This window comes from Peribacillus frigoritolerans, assembly GCF_001636405.1.
GTDB lineage: Bacteria > Bacillota > Bacilli > Bacillales > DSM-1321 > Peribacillus > Peribacillus frigoritolerans.
Window position 1 is genome coordinate 3,530,534 of record NZ_KV440950.1, and the last position, 16,373, is coordinate 3,546,906.

General features: G+C 38.2%; 13 protein-coding genes and 1 pseudogene. 3 read left to right on the forward strand and 11 right to left on the reverse strand.

Annotated features, from left to right (window positions below; genetic code table 11):
* Positions 1-94: 94 nt before the first annotated feature.
* Positions 95-1,000 carry a LysR family transcriptional regulator gene (locus tag A6755_RS16800; protein WP_057276023.1) on the forward strand — a complete coding sequence of 302 codons (906 nt, stop codon included), beginning with the start codon at positions 95-97 and terminating at the stop codon, positions 998-1,000.
* Positions 1,001-1,213: 213 nt separating this feature from the next.
* On the opposite strand, the pseudogene A6755_RS28285 reads toward A6755_RS16800, so the two are convergent.
* The 3 genes and pseudogenes from A6755_RS28285 to A6755_RS16815 form a co-directional block, all read right to left on the reverse strand.
* Positions 1,214-1,341, reverse strand: a pseudogene (locus tag A6755_RS28285) (succinyl-CoA--3-ketoacid-CoA transferase); the annotation flags it as partial.
* Positions 1,342-2,061: 720 nt separating this feature from the next.
* Positions 2,062-3,345, reverse strand: coding sequence for an MFS transporter (locus tag A6755_RS16810; protein ID WP_063591394.1), 1,284 nt, complete (start codon positions 3,343-3,345; stop codon positions 2,062-2,064).
* A 114-nt stretch (positions 3,346-3,459) separates the two neighbouring features.
* Positions 3,460-4,515 (reverse strand): TauD/TfdA family dioxygenase, encoded by a 1,056-nt coding sequence (locus A6755_RS16815; RefSeq protein ID WP_063591395.1) that lies wholly within the window; start codon positions 4,513-4,515, stop codon positions 3,460-3,462.
* Between the two features lie 466 nt (positions 4,516-4,981).
* Here A6755_RS16815 and A6755_RS16820 point away from each other — a divergent pair, with 466 nt between their 5' ends.
* On the forward strand, positions 4,982-5,755 hold the full coding sequence (locus tag A6755_RS16820; RefSeq protein WP_063591396.1) for an SDR family NAD(P)-dependent oxidoreductase: 774 nt from the start codon (positions 4,982-4,984) through the stop codon (positions 5,753-5,755).
* A gap of 108 nt (positions 5,756-5,863) precedes the next feature.
* On the opposite strand, the gene A6755_RS16825 is transcribed toward A6755_RS16820, so the two are convergent.
* The 8 genes from A6755_RS16825 to A6755_RS16860 form a co-directional block, all read right to left on the reverse strand.
* Entirely contained in the window at positions 5,864-6,811 is a 948-nt protein-coding gene (locus A6755_RS16825; protein WP_063591397.1) for an alpha/beta hydrolase, read from the reverse strand.
* 135 nt (positions 6,812-6,946) lie between these two features.
* Positions 6,947-7,945 (reverse strand): TauD/TfdA family dioxygenase, encoded by a 999-nt coding sequence (locus A6755_RS16830; protein WP_063591398.1) that lies wholly within the window; start codon positions 7,943-7,945, stop codon positions 6,947-6,949.
* 170 nt (positions 7,946-8,115) lie between these two features.
* Positions 8,116-9,408, reverse strand: a complete 1,293-nt coding sequence (locus tag A6755_RS16835; protein WP_063591399.1) for an MFS transporter — start codon at positions 9,406-9,408, stop codon at positions 8,116-8,118.
* A gap of 92 nt (positions 9,409-9,500) precedes the next feature.
* Positions 9,501-10,556 carry a TauD/TfdA family dioxygenase gene (locus tag A6755_RS16840; protein ID WP_063591400.1) on the reverse strand — a complete coding sequence of 352 codons (1,056 nt, stop codon included), beginning with the start codon at positions 10,554-10,556 and terminating at the stop codon, positions 9,501-9,503.
* Positions 10,557-10,569: 13 nt separating this feature from the next.
* Positions 10,570-12,105, reverse strand: coding sequence for a long-chain-fatty-acid--CoA ligase (locus A6755_RS16845; protein ID WP_063591401.1), 1,536 nt, complete (start codon positions 12,103-12,105; stop codon positions 10,570-10,572).
* A gap of 476 nt (positions 12,106-12,581) precedes the next feature.
* Complete coding sequence (locus tag A6755_RS16850; protein WP_052137438.1) at positions 12,582-12,884, reverse strand: hypothetical protein; 303 nt, start codon at positions 12,882-12,884, stop codon at positions 12,582-12,584.
* Positions 12,885-13,023: 139 nt separating this feature from the next.
* Positions 13,024-14,274, reverse strand: coding sequence for an ABC transporter permease (locus A6755_RS16855; RefSeq protein WP_063591402.1), 1,251 nt, complete (start codon positions 14,272-14,274; stop codon positions 13,024-13,026).
* A complete protein-coding gene (locus A6755_RS16860; RefSeq protein WP_034312767.1) occupies positions 14,267-15,166 on the reverse strand; it encodes an ABC transporter ATP-binding protein in 900 nt (299 codons plus the stop codon). The genes A6755_RS16855 and A6755_RS16860 overlap by 8 nt, the downstream gene beginning before the upstream one ends.
* Before the next feature lie 360 nt (positions 15,167-15,526).
* On the opposite strand from A6755_RS16860, the gene A6755_RS16865 reads away from it, so the two are divergent.
* Positions 15,527-16,285, forward strand: a complete 759-nt coding sequence (locus A6755_RS16865) for a GTP cyclohydrolase II (RefSeq protein ID WP_063591403.1) — start codon at positions 15,527-15,529, stop codon at positions 16,283-16,285.
* Positions 16,286-16,373: the final 88 nt, after the last annotated feature.

Sequence of the window (16,373 nt, forward strand, 5' to 3'; positions counted from 1 at the left end):
GATATTGATTATACTAATAAATTATAATTAAATAAAATTAAAGATTTTAATGTGGTAAGTAAGTATTACTAATATTTAAAAAAGGAGAACAGTCATGAATATTGAACAATTACTATATATCGTAGAAGTCGCAAAATACAATTCTCTGTCTATCGCAGCACAGAATCTACATGTGACTCAATCTAACATCAGCCAGTCCATAACTAACTTGGAAAAGGAGTTGGGGATTAAAGTTCTTAAGCGGTCACGGGGACACGGCGCTGTCCCAACCGATGAAGGAAGAATCATTCTGAAACTCGCCTATGAAGTTCAAAAAAAACTTGAGGAAATAAAAGAGACTGCTAACTTATTGAATTCCACGGAAGTGGGGGAACTAAAAATTTCGTCATTACCTGGATTGATGACGTTCCTGGTAAAAGCGATAGCATCGTTTAGACATGATTATCCGTACGTAAATTTGGAGGTTTCCGATAAAAGTGGATCTGCTGTAATTGAAGATGTTCGACAGCACAAGACTGACATTGGACTGATTACGTATTCAAGTGATTTGAACATAAACATGGAAGGAATAGCTTTTGAAGCATTTATCGAAGGGAAGCAGAAAGTATATGTTTCTAAGCATTCTCCCTTAGCCATCCTTGGTACTATAACCCCGAATGATATACTTGATCAAACCCTCGTGACATATAAGGGTGAATTTATGCAGTATTTTGTAAAAGAATTCTTTCATAAATATAAGCCCTTGAAAATCTTATTTACATCAAATAATATGGATGGAGTTCTCCAAGCCGTCAATGAAAATTTGGCAATTACATTTGCTCCTGATTTCGTAATGAAAAACTATCCCCTTATCATTAATGGCGATATCGTTCCAATTGATTTGGTGTATCACCCGACTGTAAATATTTCTTTAGGATTAGTTCGTTCAGAGAATAAGCATTTGTCCAGTTTTGCCAACAAATATATTGATTATTTAAAATCAGAAATCATTAAGAATTAAAAAAGAAAAAAAGAGAAGGCTCTTCGCCTCAAGGTGGCGAAAAGCTTCTCTTTTTTAAAATCTATCTCTACCCTAACAGAAATTAGCAGTGTTATCTCTCTACCTTTTAATAGAAGCCTTTTGGCCATCCCCTTCACCACATGTCTTTTCCATCACTTCATCAAGTGAAACACCTTCTTGAGTTTCAGCAAGAAACATTCCCTCAGTAAAATCAACAAGCTCTACTTCCAATTCTCCACTTAAAAATTGCTTTTCAAAGAGCTTGTTCTCACCTACTATATTCTTAATCTTTTTATTGGTAAGCAGTAACCCCATTCCCAATCATCCACCCCACAATTGTTTCTGCCCGCCTTTCTAACTCTTCCAGTTTTTTAGAAACTCATTTTCAGCTTCAAGGAATTTGATTCACGCTTCGGCATTCTTAAGTTGACCCTCTACAAACAGTGGCTTGGAAGAAGGGCGTCTTATACTTCCTTTTCCACTGTGTTCCGTAAGAAAAGCCTTCCTCACCAAACCCTTTCAAAGGTATCATACCAGCGATGTAGACAACGCTTAGGTTGTTCCTTACCAATTATTTCGAAATTAAATCCATGTTCCAAGAAAATTTGAGAGGGGGATTTCCCCTTATTATATTCCTTAACAGCTTTTGTTTTAAATTCATGATTTTAGGAGTTAGGCCGCTCTGAAGCACTTATGATAGTAGGATTCTTTTTAAGTTCGTTAATCTGAAATTCAGAGTCTCATGGAAATCCTCCTTCCATACTCTTTAAACCTATTGAACAAATAAAACCCGGATAAGGGACACTTTTTTATGTGTGTCCGTTATCCGGGGTATAGTTCAAATCCTGTTACGAAACTACTGAATTATTCATTCCTCCACTTCGATATGATCATCAGCGTAAGTCTCGGTTATCTTATCCTGACAACTCCAGCACTTGCTGCGATTTCGCTCCATAATAGCTAATTCTTCACGACACAATACACAACAGTCCATCTCAGAAACGGCCTTTTCATTTTTACACATAGTTTATTTCCCTCCTTGATTCACCTATTAATGATTTTTATACAATAACTTGTTCCTCAGGTTTTATCTGATTTTGGTTCACAGGACGGACAATGGCCCAAAACAATAATCCGATTACGAACATAACCAAAGAAGTTACTTGGAAGCCATAACCATATCCAATTGCCTCTGTTCCTGCATACTGGATAAAATACCCGAATATTAGTGGAGCAATAATGCTTGTTGAACTTGATAGAGCCACATAGGTCCCTTGAGCCTTTCCAATGTTTTTGGGTGAAAATAATTCCATTAATATGGCGGGTGCAAGTGAAAGAATAACAATCGCAAAACCCGGAGCAAGGATGAAGAATAGAATGGAAATAGAACTAGAATTAAAGGCATTTGCAAGAAATAAACAAATAGCGGATAGCACCATCGTAATCCCTGCAACATTTATTCGTGCTTTACGAATATCTCCTGTTTTGCGATAAAGCCAATCCGATAACAAGGCAAAGACAATTTGGCAAAGGGCAGCAAAAAGAAAAGGTAAAGACACTGCAAGTTTTAACATTTCCCCATCAAAACGTTTAATTTCGGTAAAATATGCAGGAAACCATACAGCTTGAACGGACAATAACCAATAGGCACAGCCTGCACACAAAACGATAAAAATAAAATTTTTAGATAATAGATACGGAAGAAACTGACGCCAAGAAACATTAGAAGAAATTATTGAGTGCTTATCTTCTAGATCAAAAGTATACGAACCGACTTCTTTTGGGCTTTCTTTTCCAAGAATCAACCATAAAACTAGCACCATTAGTCCAACAATTCCCATTGCTATAAAAGCAGATCTCCATCCATATCCATTGATCAAGGAGATTAATAATGGCGAAGCAATCGCGGGCCCGATTGTTGCTCCAAAGAGAACAGCACCAAAACCTATACCATGTCTATGTTTAGGAAACCACTTTCCTATTATTGAAGTTGATATAGCAACTGCAGGACCTTCTCCTGCTCCCAAGACCATTCTTGTTAAAACTAGCAAAGACAGACTGGAAACAAAAGGAGTGGTAAATTGAACAATCAACCAGATAAACGAGATCCAAGTAAACATTTTTTTCGTATTTCTTGAATCGGCCATTCCCCCTAGAATGAAAGATGAAAAGGTAAAGAACCAAAAAAACGAACTCCCGACAATTCCCCATTGTGAAGGACTTAAATGTAACTCTTCCATTAGAGGAACAGAAACCAAACCAATGATAATTTTATCAACCTGGTTGATCATACCTGAAGCTACAAGAATTAATAATATGATCCAAGAATATTTAGGTGTTTTCAAATTAATAATCTCCCCTTCTATTCCGTCAACATGAATCAATGGTGTTTTAAAAGTTTTTAAAGGTAAATCTTCCGTGTTTAACCTTGTCTAAACTCTTTAAATTTATTAATCCCATTACCTCATTTTATCTTCAATACCTCCAGCTGTTTTGTCGCGTACCGGAATGCCGCCGCGACCCGCTTTACCAGTTTTCTCATCAATGAACATCGCGAAGTCTGGCGCAATTTCTCGCCCATTTGGCATCGTGAGCCATAATCTTAATAAATGACGTTTGCGTTCAGGTTCTTCATAGTCTTCGTATACAGTACGTGAATGAAGAACAGTATAATTATTAACAAATTGCATATCACCCGGTTCCATCATCATATCAATATGCATGTTTTCATCATAAAGGAGGGAATCCATCAAGTCATATGCTTCAGTTTCAACTTTTGACAAATATTTCCCTGTTTTCACTTGTGCCGATTCGACATATCCGCGGTTATATCTGCAGCTTAATTTACCTTCGTAATAACTAAAGACTGGTGACGAATAAACAGGAGATTCACCTGGTGTTTCCTCACCACGACGATCCAAGAAATATGGAAGATAGAGAATTCCAAGATACTCTGGGTACCTATCCAGAATTTCATTGTAAACCGCGATGGAACTTACGATACTACTGTAACCGCCAGCTTTAGCTTTTCGAAGACTTAATAATCCGACTACGTCAGATCCATCTGCGTGAAAGGGAAGATGAGCCTTCGTTTGGTAACCACGTACATTTGAATCACTAATGTCGAGTCCTTGGTCAACAACATGCCCTAATAGATCACCTTTTGCGTTTTGCGTTACCGGGATGCCCAGGTGGACTCCGAGACCCCAGTAAATGATGCTTGCTTCTTCATCTGTATACTTTTCTATTGGTAAGCCACGAATTAATAGAAAACCTCTCCCATTTTCCAGTTCGTTTATAAAATAGGTTATTTCGTCAGAAAGATTCGGAATTGGAAAGTCCTCCTTGTTAAAATCAGGTGCCTTTAACCCTTTTTGTTTTACATAAAATAAAGCGCTTTCAAGATTTGCAATCGTTTTCTCTGACAAATAATAAATCCATGAATCATTTTTTGTTAAATCAATACCTTTCCAAGCTACTGGTCCATGAATTTTCCCATTTAAAATAGACGGCAACGAGGACCCTCCTTCGTTTTGCAATTTTAACTAATGAAAAAGTTTGGGCTGTTTTCCTACTTCAACAGCGACTGCCACTAACTTTCAGACCCTTATACAAACAATTATTGCTTAATAAATGATGTTCCTTGTTTCCCCCCTTCACCTCCATGAAAGCGCTCTAAATAACTTCTGACTGTTATAATTGTTATTTCGTTAATTATATTCATAATTTTCAGTAAAATAAAATTAAAAAATTTAATCTGCAAATCACCCTTACTAATAAATGGAAAATACAATATCCTTGTACATGGAAATCGTACAATGCATATCATAATATTAATAAAACTTAACTGCAATTTAAAATTTTTAATTTTATATAATTATCATTTATAGGTAGAATCAAAGATAGAAATGATTAACTATTCTCATAAATAACTTTCAAGCAGAGTCTAATACAAGTTAATTCGAAACAGGGGGTTGAACTATGGACTTAAAATTATCTGGAAAAAAAGCACTTATCGTTGGAGGAAGCAGGGGTATTGGCAAAGCTATTGCCCGTCAGTTGGCTTTGGAAGGTGTAGATTGTACGATTTGTTCAAGAAACGAATCTTCACTAAAGAATGCAGCAGAAGAATTGGCCAAAGAAACCAACAGAAGTATTTATCCAATCGTGGCAGATACTAATGATCCTGACTCTATCCTAAATTTAGTTGAAAAATCAGCAGCAGAAATGGGAAGCATTGATATTTTAATCAACAGTGGAGCCCGTGTTGGAGGCCATGAACCAGAGGAATTTAACAGCATTAAAGATGAACTTATCCTGAAAGATTTTGAGGAAAAGTATTTGGGCTATTTTCGTTGTATCCGGGCTGTTGCTCCTTATATGATTCAAAATAATTGGGGACGTATTATCAATATAAGTGGTCTTGCAGCTAGAATAGGCGGTAATTATTTTAGTTCCGGACCCCGTAATGCGTCTGTTGTCCATATGACAAAATCCGCATCATTAGAATTAGGAAAGCACGAAATTACTGTCAATGCTGTTTATCCAGGGATTGTCGATACTGAAACGTTTAGAGGCCTTGTCACTAATGAGGAAGCTATACGCCAGGCAGCATCAATGAATGCCCTCGGCCGCTTGATTACACCAGAGGAAATTGCTTATGTCGTTACCTTCCTAGCCTCACCTTTGGCGGCATCGATAACTGGCGATGTCATTTCGGTAACCGGTGGAATTGGAAATACCGTTTATTACTAAATGCCTAGGGTTACGATTGTTACTGTTTCGTTTGTAAAATTAAATAGGTTATTTTAAAAAGCGAGCCTCACTAAATTCTGAGGCTCGCTTCATTTAAAACATTTTCTTTCAATCTGTCCCAATTGTATATTTTAAGGAACTCAAGAACTTCTCGATCCTAGAAACAGTCAATTCTATGTTCTTTGAGAAAATATCCATTTGTACAAAAAATCCGTGGACCATCCCGGGTTCACATTCATATTCAACTTGAACACCAAAATCTTTCAGACGTTCAGCATAGGCCATTCCTTCATCCCGAAGCACATCATTTTCCGCTGTAATAATAATTGCTGGCGGGAGACCACTCAAATCTTGTGCTACCAAGGGGGAAGCATACTCATTACACCTGTCCTCACTATTCCTTAAATAATGATCACGGAACCAAATCAACTGTTCGCGATCAAGACCAAATCCTTTTGCAAACGTTCGATGGGATTCCGTATTGAACTCAAGATTTGTAGCAGGATAGACTAAGACCTGTGCAGCGATGTTTGGACCTTTTTTGTTTCTAGCCATCATCGTAATTACAGTCGCTAGATTTCCACCTACACTATCCCCTCCAACTACCAATCGAGAAACATCTCCGTTAAATGAAGGCCCATTTTCAAAAACCCATTGCAATGCGGAATAGGCGTCTTCTACTGGAGTCGGGAACTTATACTCTGGAGAAAGACGATAGTTTACGGATACAACGATACTTTCCGTTCGATTCGCTATCATTCGGCAGCTAGCATCCGATGATTCAATGTCTCCTAGAACCCATCCTCCACCATGGTAGTAAATAAATAGAGGGAAAGGACCTTGCCCTTCCGGTATATATACCCTGCATTTAATTGTTTCATCCTGGCTTACAGGAATCATGAATACCTCAACTTTTGAAAGCGGTTCCGTTTTTGCGGCAGAACGCGGTGCTTTAGAAAGCATCTCTCTTACTGACTTATGATCCATCGTATGAATAGATGGCAGCTGATTAAATGCTTGTAAATATTTCACTGCTTGCGGATCTAAATTTATCAAAAAACATCATCCTCACTTCAGTTTTTTCGAAAATTAACCAGTTATAGAAACATAAAATGGTGATTTTATTCATCATTTTCGTTGAATAAAACCACCATACAAGAAATATTTGGTGATTATTATTACCACCGGTTTTTATCTAGTTACAGGTGCTCCTCCTATATAAAACTCGAAACCTGGAGCGATTTTTCGGCCATTTGGCATCATGAGCCACAATCTTAATAAATGACGTTTGCGGTCATCTTCTTCATAGTCTACAAATAGTGTACGTGAATGAAAAACGGTATAATTATTAACGAATTGCATATCACCCGGTTCCATCATCATATCAATATGAAAGTTTTTATCAGCAGTAAGGGAATCTATAAAATTAAATGCTTCGATTTCCTCTTTTGACAAAGAGATACCTGTTTTCATTTGTGCTGATTCTACATATTGACGCATATATCTGCAGCTTAATTTACCATCGTAATAGCTAAAGACCGGTGATGGAACTACTGGAGATTGACCTGGTGCTTCTTCCCCACGAAGATCATGGGCGAAAGGACGATAGAGAATTTCAAGGTACTCTGGGTGTTTATCCAGCACTTCATTATAGATAGACATCGCACTAGCGATGCTGCTCAAACCGCCAGATCTCGCTTTACGAAGACATAGTAATCCGACAACATCAGCGAGATCTGTGTGATAGTCAAGACGTACATTCGTTTGGTAACCTCTAACTGTTGTATTATCATTGAAGTCTTTACCCATATTTTTGATATGCCCTAAGAGGTCACCCTTTTTTCCTTGAATGATCGGTAGGCCCAAGTGTAGTCCAAGACCCCAGTAAATGATACCAGCTTCATCGTCGGTATATTGATTCATTGGTAATCCACGAATCAATAGAAATCCCCTCCCATTCTCCAGCTCGTCAACAAAATAAGCAATTTCATCAGTGAGATCAGGAATAGGGAAATCCTCCTTGTTAAAGTTGGGGGCCTTTAACCCTTTTTGTTGAACGTGTAATACAGCCTTGTCTAAAGCTGCAAGGGTTTTCTCTGACAAATAATAAATCCATGAATCATCTTTTTCCAGTTCGATACCTTTCCACGCTGAACGCCCTTGAATTTTTTCCTTTAAAATAACTGACATACATATTCCTCCTTTATATTTGTTATACCACTGTAATAGATCGAATATTTTGAATTTAATATTGGTACACTTATTAATTTTTCATTAAATGAAATTATCATTTGTAACTTATAAATAAGTTAGATCAATATAATCTTTCTAAGAATCTTTCAATCTACGTTTTATATCTCTTAAATGCTCACATGCTCATCTGTTTCATTTATTGTGCGGCTTTCCTTTGCGGGACGTACACCGATCCAAAACAATAATCCGATTATGAGCATCCCTAAAGAAGAGGCTTGAAATGCGTATCCATATCCGATAGCTTCAGTCTCCGCATTTTGAATAAAATAGCCAAATACGAGTGGAGCGATAATACTTGTAGTACTCGCAAGTGCAATGAACGTCCCTTGTGCCTTTCCAATATTCTGAGGAGAAAAAAACTCCATCAATATTGCGGGTGCGAGTGAAAGAATGACATACGCAAAACCCGGAGCAAGGGTGAAGAACAATATGGACATCGCCGTGGAATTCGCGGCATTTGCTAGGTATAAGCATAAAGCGGATAACATCATCGTTATACCGGCAAGATTTATTCGTGCTTTACGAATATCTCCGGTTTTACGATAGAGCCGATCTGATAGAATGGCAAATCCTAATTGGAAAAAGGCTGCAAAAAGAAAAGGTAAAGACACGGCTAATTTTAATGTTTGACCATTAAAATGTTGAATTTTGGTGAAATAGGCCGGAAGCCATACCGCTTGTACGGACAATAACCAATAGGCACAACCCCCGCACAGAACGATCAGAATAAAATTTTTAGATATCAAATGCGGAAGAAACTGACTCCAAGAAACTTTAGAGAGGCTGGATGATTGCTGCTCCTTATGCTGTATCGACGGATAGCCGATTTCTTGAGGACTTTCTTTACCGAAAATCATCCATAAAACCAGCACAATCAGTCCCAGAATACCCATCGCTATAAATGCAGATCTCCATCCATAATGATCAATCAAGGAGATTAATAATGGTGAAGCGATCGCAGATCCTCCGGTCGTTCCTAATAGAACCGCACCAAAGCCGATGCCGTGCCTATGTTTCGGGAACCATTTCCCCATGATTGCCGTGGATAGAGCGGGGGCAGGACCTTCACCAGCTCCCAAAATCATTCTGGTTAACAAAAGCATAGATAAACTGCTAACGAAAGGGGTAACAAATTGAACTATCAACCAAATCACGGACATCCAAGTTAACATTTTTTTCGTGTTTTTTGAATCTGCCATGCCGCCAAGAATAATAGATGAGAAGGTAAAGAACCAAAAGAAAGAACTTCCTACGACTCCCCATTGCGTTGGACTTAAATGTAACTCTTTCATTAAAGGAACTGAAACCAAGCCAATAATTATTTTATCCACTTGGTTAATCATCCCGCTAAGAACAAGAAATAATAAGATAATCCAAGAATATTTTGGAGTGCTTGTCATGTAAATCCCCCACGTTTTACTATATAAGGAACACCTTTTTCTGAGTTCTTAAAAGGTGTTCCCACTCGTTCTTACTAAACGTTTTATAAAAATCACTTCAGGGTTTCTACAATACCGCCAGATGTTGTTTTACGTTGCGGTACGCCGCCGCGACCTGGTTTACCCGTATTCTCATCAATAAACATCGCGAATTCCGGGGAAATTTCCCGACCATTTGGCATTGTGAGCCACAATCTTAAGAGATGACGTTTGCGTTCCGGCTCCTCATAGTCTTCGTATTGAGTACGTGAGTGCAGAATCGTATAATTATTGACGAACTGCATATCCCCCGGCTCCAACATCATATTATAATGCAAATTCTCATCATGGAGGAGGGAATCCAGTAAGTCTAATGCTTCAATTTCCACTTTCGACAATTGGATGCCAGTTTTTGCTTGAGCTGATTCGATAAATAAACGGACATATCTACAGCTCAGTTTACCATCATAATAATTAAAGATTGATGATTTAAATACTGGAGGTTCTCCCGGAGCTTCCTCTCCACGGCGATCAAAGAAAAATGGACGACAGAGAACTCCTAGATATTCCGGATTTCTCTCCAAAATTTCATTGTAAACAGTCATGGAACTTATGATACTGCTGTGCCCTCCAGATTTCCCTTTTCGCAGGCTTAATAATCCAACAACATCAGATCCATCTGCATGAAATGGAAGATGCAGTTTCGTTTGATAACCACGTACATTAGAATTTTCCAAGCTAAAACCTTGATCTTTGACGTGCCCTAAGAGGTCACCATTTGCGTTTTGTGATACCGGAATGCCCATGTGAAGTCCGAGACCCCAGTAAATGATGCTTACATCTTCATCTGTATACCTTTCAATAGGTAATCCACGAATTAATAGGAACCCTCTCCCATTCTCCAGCTCTTCAACAAAATAAACGATTTCTTCATATAAATCAGTTATCGGAAAATCCTCTTTGCTAAAATCAGGTGCTTTTAAACCCTTTTGTTTAACATGAACTAAAGCGTTCTCAAGAGAGGCAATCGTTTTTTCAGACAAATAATAAACCCATGAATCATCTTTAGCCAGATCAGTGCCTTTCCACGCTACTTGCCCTTTAACTTTTTCCTTTAAAATGGTTGACATAATTAATCCCCCTTTAATAAGTTGCTTCATTTGTTACTTCAGTCAATTCTCTTAACTCTCTGCGCAAAATCTTCCCTGTTGAATTCTTAGGCAGTTCTTTAAAAAACTCTACTCGTTTAGGAAGTTTGTACTTCACCAGTCTATCCTGACAGAATTGAATAATGTCATTCATGGTGATACGCTCATCCTTAACTACGACAAAAGCTTTAACACTTTCACCGTATTCCCCATCTGGAACTCCGATTACGGCAGCCTCTACTACAGCAGGATGTTGATACAGGACTTCCTCCACTTCACGAGGATATACATTGTAGCCTCCAACAATAATAATGTCCTTCTTCCGGTCAACAATGTAGATGTATCCTTCTTCATCCATTGTTGCGAGATCACCAGTGTAAAACCACCCGTCATTAAAAGCAGCTGAAGTAGTTTCCGGCATCCCCAAATATCCCTTCATTACATTTGGCCCTTGAACAACTAATTCTCCGACTTCTCCTCTCGGCAATTCTTTTCCGAACTCACCTACAACTTTGCTTTGGACAGCTGGAATATTCAAGCCGATAGAACCTGGCTTGCGAGTTCCTTTTAATGGATTAATAGCGACGAGAGGAGCAGTTTCCGAAAGCCCATATCCTTCCAAGATAGAAACATTAAACTTGTTTTCAAATTTATGCAGCAGCTCTGCCGAAATCGAGGCACCTCCAGAGATACACATGCGAATAGATTGGCAATCCTCCGCAATCGCTTCAGGCAATTGATAGATAAAACTGTACATCGTTGGTACACCAGCAAACACGGTTGCCTTTTTTTCTCGAATGGTGCTGACCACGTCATGAGGGCTGAATTTAGGCTGGATAAGGACTGTTGCCCCACTAGCAATTGGCGCATTCAGACAAACTGTCATACAGAATACATGGAACATAGGCAGAACAGCTACTACACGATCTTTATCATCGAATTCTAATAATTTTGAAATGGAGTCCGCATTTGAAACCAAGTTCCGATGCGTTAACATTGCACCCTTTGGTTTCCCGGTTGTTCCTGATGTGTATAGAATGACTGCAAGATCTTCATCATCAATGTAAGGGCTTCCACAAGCATTAATACTTGTGCTTGTTTCCATGAGACACTCCCATGTCAATTCCTTATCCTCGGCTTCGATATAAACCACAAGCTTCAAATTTTCCAATTGCTTTTTTACTTCAGATAACTTCGGTTTTACAGATACATGAGTAATGACCGCTTTGGCTTGACAATTGTCTAATAAGTATTTGATTTCCCCTTGGGTATAAAAAGGATTGATCGGAACAACAAATGCACCAAGCCGTAAAATACCGTAGTACGCAATGAGAAATTCAGGGCTATTTCCTAAAATAAGAGCCACTCCATCTCCCTTCCTGATTCCTTGTACATACAGACCAACAGCCAATTGATCCACATTCTGATTTAATTCTTGATAAGTAACACTTTTATCTCCATAGATATAAGCGATACTTTCTGGGAAATTACTTGCGCTTCGTTTTAGATTTTCGTTTAAGTTATAACTCATTAAATGAATTCCACCCCTTTTCTCACATAGAAGACTTTGAATTGCCAACTATTTTGAATATTTAAACTATTGTTACATTTTAAGTATACTCATAAATAATAGTTAAATAAAATTAAATATTTTAATTTGTATATAAGTATTAATAATATTAAAAAGGAACTTCAGGATTACAGAAGGGCTACTTAGATGATCTCTCCATCTACTTCAAAAAAAAGACACTGCCTCATTAAAATGAACTATGCCCCTTTTTCGGACAGTATAACAAGGCGCCTATGCGGCTAATAGGTGGTCCCAGTTTTGTACCGGTGCCATTTTCTTTAGTCCCAATCGATAACGAGACTCATTTCTCATTCTAACTATTGAAACATAAAAAAACCCCGGATAAGGGACTTTTTGATGTTTGTCCGTTATTCGGGGTATAGGTCATGTATCCTCAATCTTTTAATTTTCACTTAATTAAGATCCCAACGTGATTATCACAGTTCTTTTGACATATTATTATTCCTTTTCTTTTTCACTAAAAGAATGATGCCAATGATAAAAGCAACTGCGCTGTATAACCAGGTATACATAAAGGCAAGGCCCAGTCCGATATTTGCGTCCATATAATCGTTTTTCACATGATCTATGGCTAAATATAAAAGCGGAGCAGCTCCAATGATGAACAGGATGACCCAGAGAACATTCTTTTTCGGATTCTTGGTTGATAAAATAATAATGATGAAGGACAACAAGAGAAACGCTTCTGAAACTATCGTCAACGTTACCAGATTGCTCATAATAATTCACTCCTAATCGTGGTTGCATAAAGGGAATATATTTTATGTTCCCTTATATCTATGCTCCTTTTCGTTCCTATATTATTAACTTAATAAAACCTGAACCCCTCCAACAGGAATGAAGGATCCAGGTTTCATGCTAATTTTTCTTGGATAATTGCAAGGCATTCTTGATGCTTTTCAGTGATTTTGAGCTACCATACATCAAGACTCCACCACGATAGATTTTTGCTCCGATTATTCCAAGTAAAACAATCGTTAAGATCAACACTCCTATGCTGATGGCGATTTCCCAGAATGGAACTTCAAGCATCCCTACGCGCAAGAACATGATCATCGGCGTGAAAAAGGGAATGAATGATGTGATCGTAATATAACTGGCTGACGGATTCCCCAGTCCAAACATCGCAATCATGAAGGCGATGACAACTAACATGGTCATCGGTGAAATCATTTGCTGGACATCTTCAATTTTGCTGACCACGGACCCAAGGCATGCTGCAAGAGTCGCGTACAGAAAATACCCAAGCAAAGCGAAGATGATTGCATAAATGATCGTTGAGATATCTGTGCTGCCGAAACCGAAAAATGAAAAGAATCCTTCATCCATACCTGTCAAGTTTTGTTTAATCGAGAAATAGCCCACCGCAAAAAATAAAATCATTTGAGTAAGACTAAGTAAAGCAACACCCATTATTTTGGCAAACATCTGAGTGACTGGCGGGACACTTGAAATCAGGATTTCCATGACTCGTGATGTTTTCTCAGTAGCCACTTCCATTGCAATCATCGTTGCATACATCAACACACCGAAGTAAATCACGAATAGGAGCACATACACGAGACCGCGTGCTTGATTGAGATCCTCTTCCGTTTTTGCATTTTTCTGAAGAGCAATCGTATCAAATGCTGGCGGCGTATTCAATTGAGCGATTTGCTGCTCTGTCAAATTCAATTCCTTCGCCGTTATTTGACCCTTCAATTGAGTAAGCGCTAATAGTAAATCATTACTTACCGCAGAATCTGAAATTTGATTCGCTTTGTACGTTCCCTTGAAGCCGAGAGTTTTATCCTTTTGGATTAATAAATACCCAACGATTTCCTCCGCGCTGACCATTTCCTCCGCTTCCTTTTCATCCTGGACGGATATTATCGATAGGTCATCGTTCACACCTGCTACAGCATTTTTATAAGAATCAAATAAACCGCCTTCAGTCTGATCGATTACGGCAACCTTTTCCTGTTCATCACTGTCGAATTTATCAATAAGATTCGAAAGATTCGAAAGAACGAGAATCAGTGCCATCATAATGATTGTAGAAATGATAAAGGATTTCGTCTTTAATTTTGATAGGTATGTATGGGAAAGGACAATCCAAAATTTATTCATAGACGGCACCTACTTTTTCAATGAAAATATCCGTCAGCGATGGTTCTTCCAATTCGAATTTCCGGACGAAACCTCTTGGAACAAGATCACGTAGCATGCTCTCAGCCACATCTTCACCAGTTACCTGAAGAATTTTCCCTTCCATCGTGTTCTTGACTTTTGTTACACCTGCATAATGATCCAAGAAAGATAGATCAAAATCTGCTTTAATTGAGACATTTTTTTTACCAAAAGAACGCTTGATTTCTTTTAACTTTCCAGCCACAACAGGTGAACCTTTATGCATGATGCAAAGATGCTCACACATCTCTTCGACATGCTCCATGCGATGGCTCGAGAAAACGATCGTCGTGCCGCTGTCCCTTAAGTCAATGACCGCTTTCTTCAGGATTTCCACATTCACTGGATCCAGTCCGCTGAAGGGTTCGTCAAGAATAAGTAATTCAGGTTTATGGATCATGGATGCGATCAGCTGGATTTTTTGTTGATTTCCCTTTGAAAGCTCTTCAACTCGCTTATCGATATACTCGGGCACCATAAAGCGGTCCAGCCAATACTCCAATTCTTTCAAAGCATCGCGTTTGTTCATCCCTCTTAATCTAGCCAAATAAACAATTTGATCGCGCACCTTCAGTTTTGGATATAGTCCGCGTTCCTCAGGAAGATAGCCAATCATGGAACTGGTCGTATAATCGATTTTCTTACCATCCCAGACAACTTCCCCTTCAGTAGGGTCAAGCAGGCCGAGTATCATCCGGAACGTGGTCGTTTTCCCCGCTCCATTCCCGCCTAAAAAGCCGAACATTTCTTTTTCGGGGATAGTTAAATCAAGCTTGTTGACTGCTGTGAAATCCCCGAATTTTTTCGTAACTTCTTTAATGTGTAAAACCAATGCGCAACCTCCTATTATATGATTCTAATTATATGTTAACGGAAAGGTTTTCCATTTTCAACTATCACCAAGAGCCAAATAACACTTTACTTTTTCTCCTTCGATTATATGTAAATTAAATAAACAAATTTCACTATCTAACTATTGAAAATAAATTAAATGTAAAATAGTGGGTAAAAACAATAATTTTGCGTTATTGAGGTTATTCTTGTTAAATTTTGGATTATACGGAAATCAAGTTTTCCATCACTAAAAAAGGACTTTTACGCCTTTCTTTTGCATTGGTAAATTTTTGGACTTTTTTGGGTACAATATGAAATGAACTAGTAAACGTTATCTTAGTTTCGGGAGGAAGTTTATATGATTAATGAAAAAGTGGCTTTGATATTAGAAGATAAAATTAACGTTATTAAAAGTGATGAAACATCCATTTATTTAGTCGGCCCAATCAAATTACCCGTAAACTTAGAGGGCGAAACAATTATATTCCAATGGTATTGCTGGTTACGATGTGAGAATATGGCGGGTCATTTTTGTGGTGACGGCACTTATAATATAGATAAGATCATTGAAACTTTAGCCTCTTCCAACTTAGCGGAAATGCAGCAATCCAGCGTGTTACTGTATGGAGATTTTCAACATTCAGCTGATGCACTTATCCGGATGCATAGTATTTGTCATACTGGCGATATATTCGGAAGCAAACGCTGTGATTGTGGCTTCCAATTAAAGCAGGCTATGAAGATGATTGCAACTCAAGGATCCGGAGCTTTATTTTATTTAGCGAATCACGAAGGAAGGGGCATCGGATTATTTAGTAAAGCCATGGCTTATGTTCTGCAAGAAAAAGGATTGGATACGGTGGAAGCGAATTTGGAGCTTGGATTTGTGGATGACGCACGTAACTACGATGACGCCATTCGGGTGTTAAAAAAACTGCGCTCTAACCCAGTGACTCTTATCACCAACAATCCGAGAAAATTAGAAGCTCTCCAAAACTCAGGTGCCAATGTTGCAGGCAGAGTTCCGTTATGGGGAGACATTTCCGAGTTTAATGAAAAATATTTAAAAACTAAAGTCGTACGTTCCGGTCATATAAAAGATAGTAAAAATGAATGACTGATCATTTTTTATGAAATTGTTTTTACCCATGCATAGGTTTGAAATGGAATTTGATTTATAACATCACAGGTTACCGTAAAATGAA

Coding starts and splice junctions, on each gene's coding strand:
- A6755_RS16800 (WP_057276023.1), top strand. CDS start 95: ATGAATATTGAACAATTACTATATATCGTAGAAGTCGCAAAATACAAT.
- A6755_RS16820 (WP_063591396.1), top strand. CDS start 4,982: ATGGACTTAAAATTATCTGGAAAAAAAGCACTTATCGTTGGAGGAAGC.
- A6755_RS16830 (WP_063591398.1), bottom strand. CDS start 7,945: ATGTCAGTTATTTTAAAGGAAAAAATTCAAGGGCGTTCAGCGTGGAAA.
- A6755_RS16835 (WP_063591399.1), bottom strand. CDS start 9,408: ATGACAAGCACTCCAAAATATTCTTGGATTATCTTATTATTTCTTGTT.
- A6755_RS16840 (WP_063591400.1), bottom strand. CDS start 10,556: ATGTCAACCATTTTAAAGGAAAAAGTTAAAGGGCAAGTAGCGTGGAAA.
- A6755_RS16845 (WP_063591401.1), bottom strand. CDS start 12,105: ATGAGTTATAACTTAAACGAAAATCTAAAACGAAGCGCAAGTAATTTC.
- A6755_RS16850 (WP_052137438.1), bottom strand. CDS start 12,884: ATGAGCAATCTGGTAACGTTGACGATAGTTTCAGAAGCGTTTCTCTTG.
- A6755_RS16855 (WP_063591402.1), bottom strand. CDS start 14,274: ATGAATAAATTTTGGATTGTCCTTTCCCATACATACCTATCAAAATTA.
- A6755_RS16865 (WP_063591403.1), top strand. CDS start 15,527: ATGATTAATGAAAAAGTGGCTTTGATATTAGAAGATAAAATTAACGTT.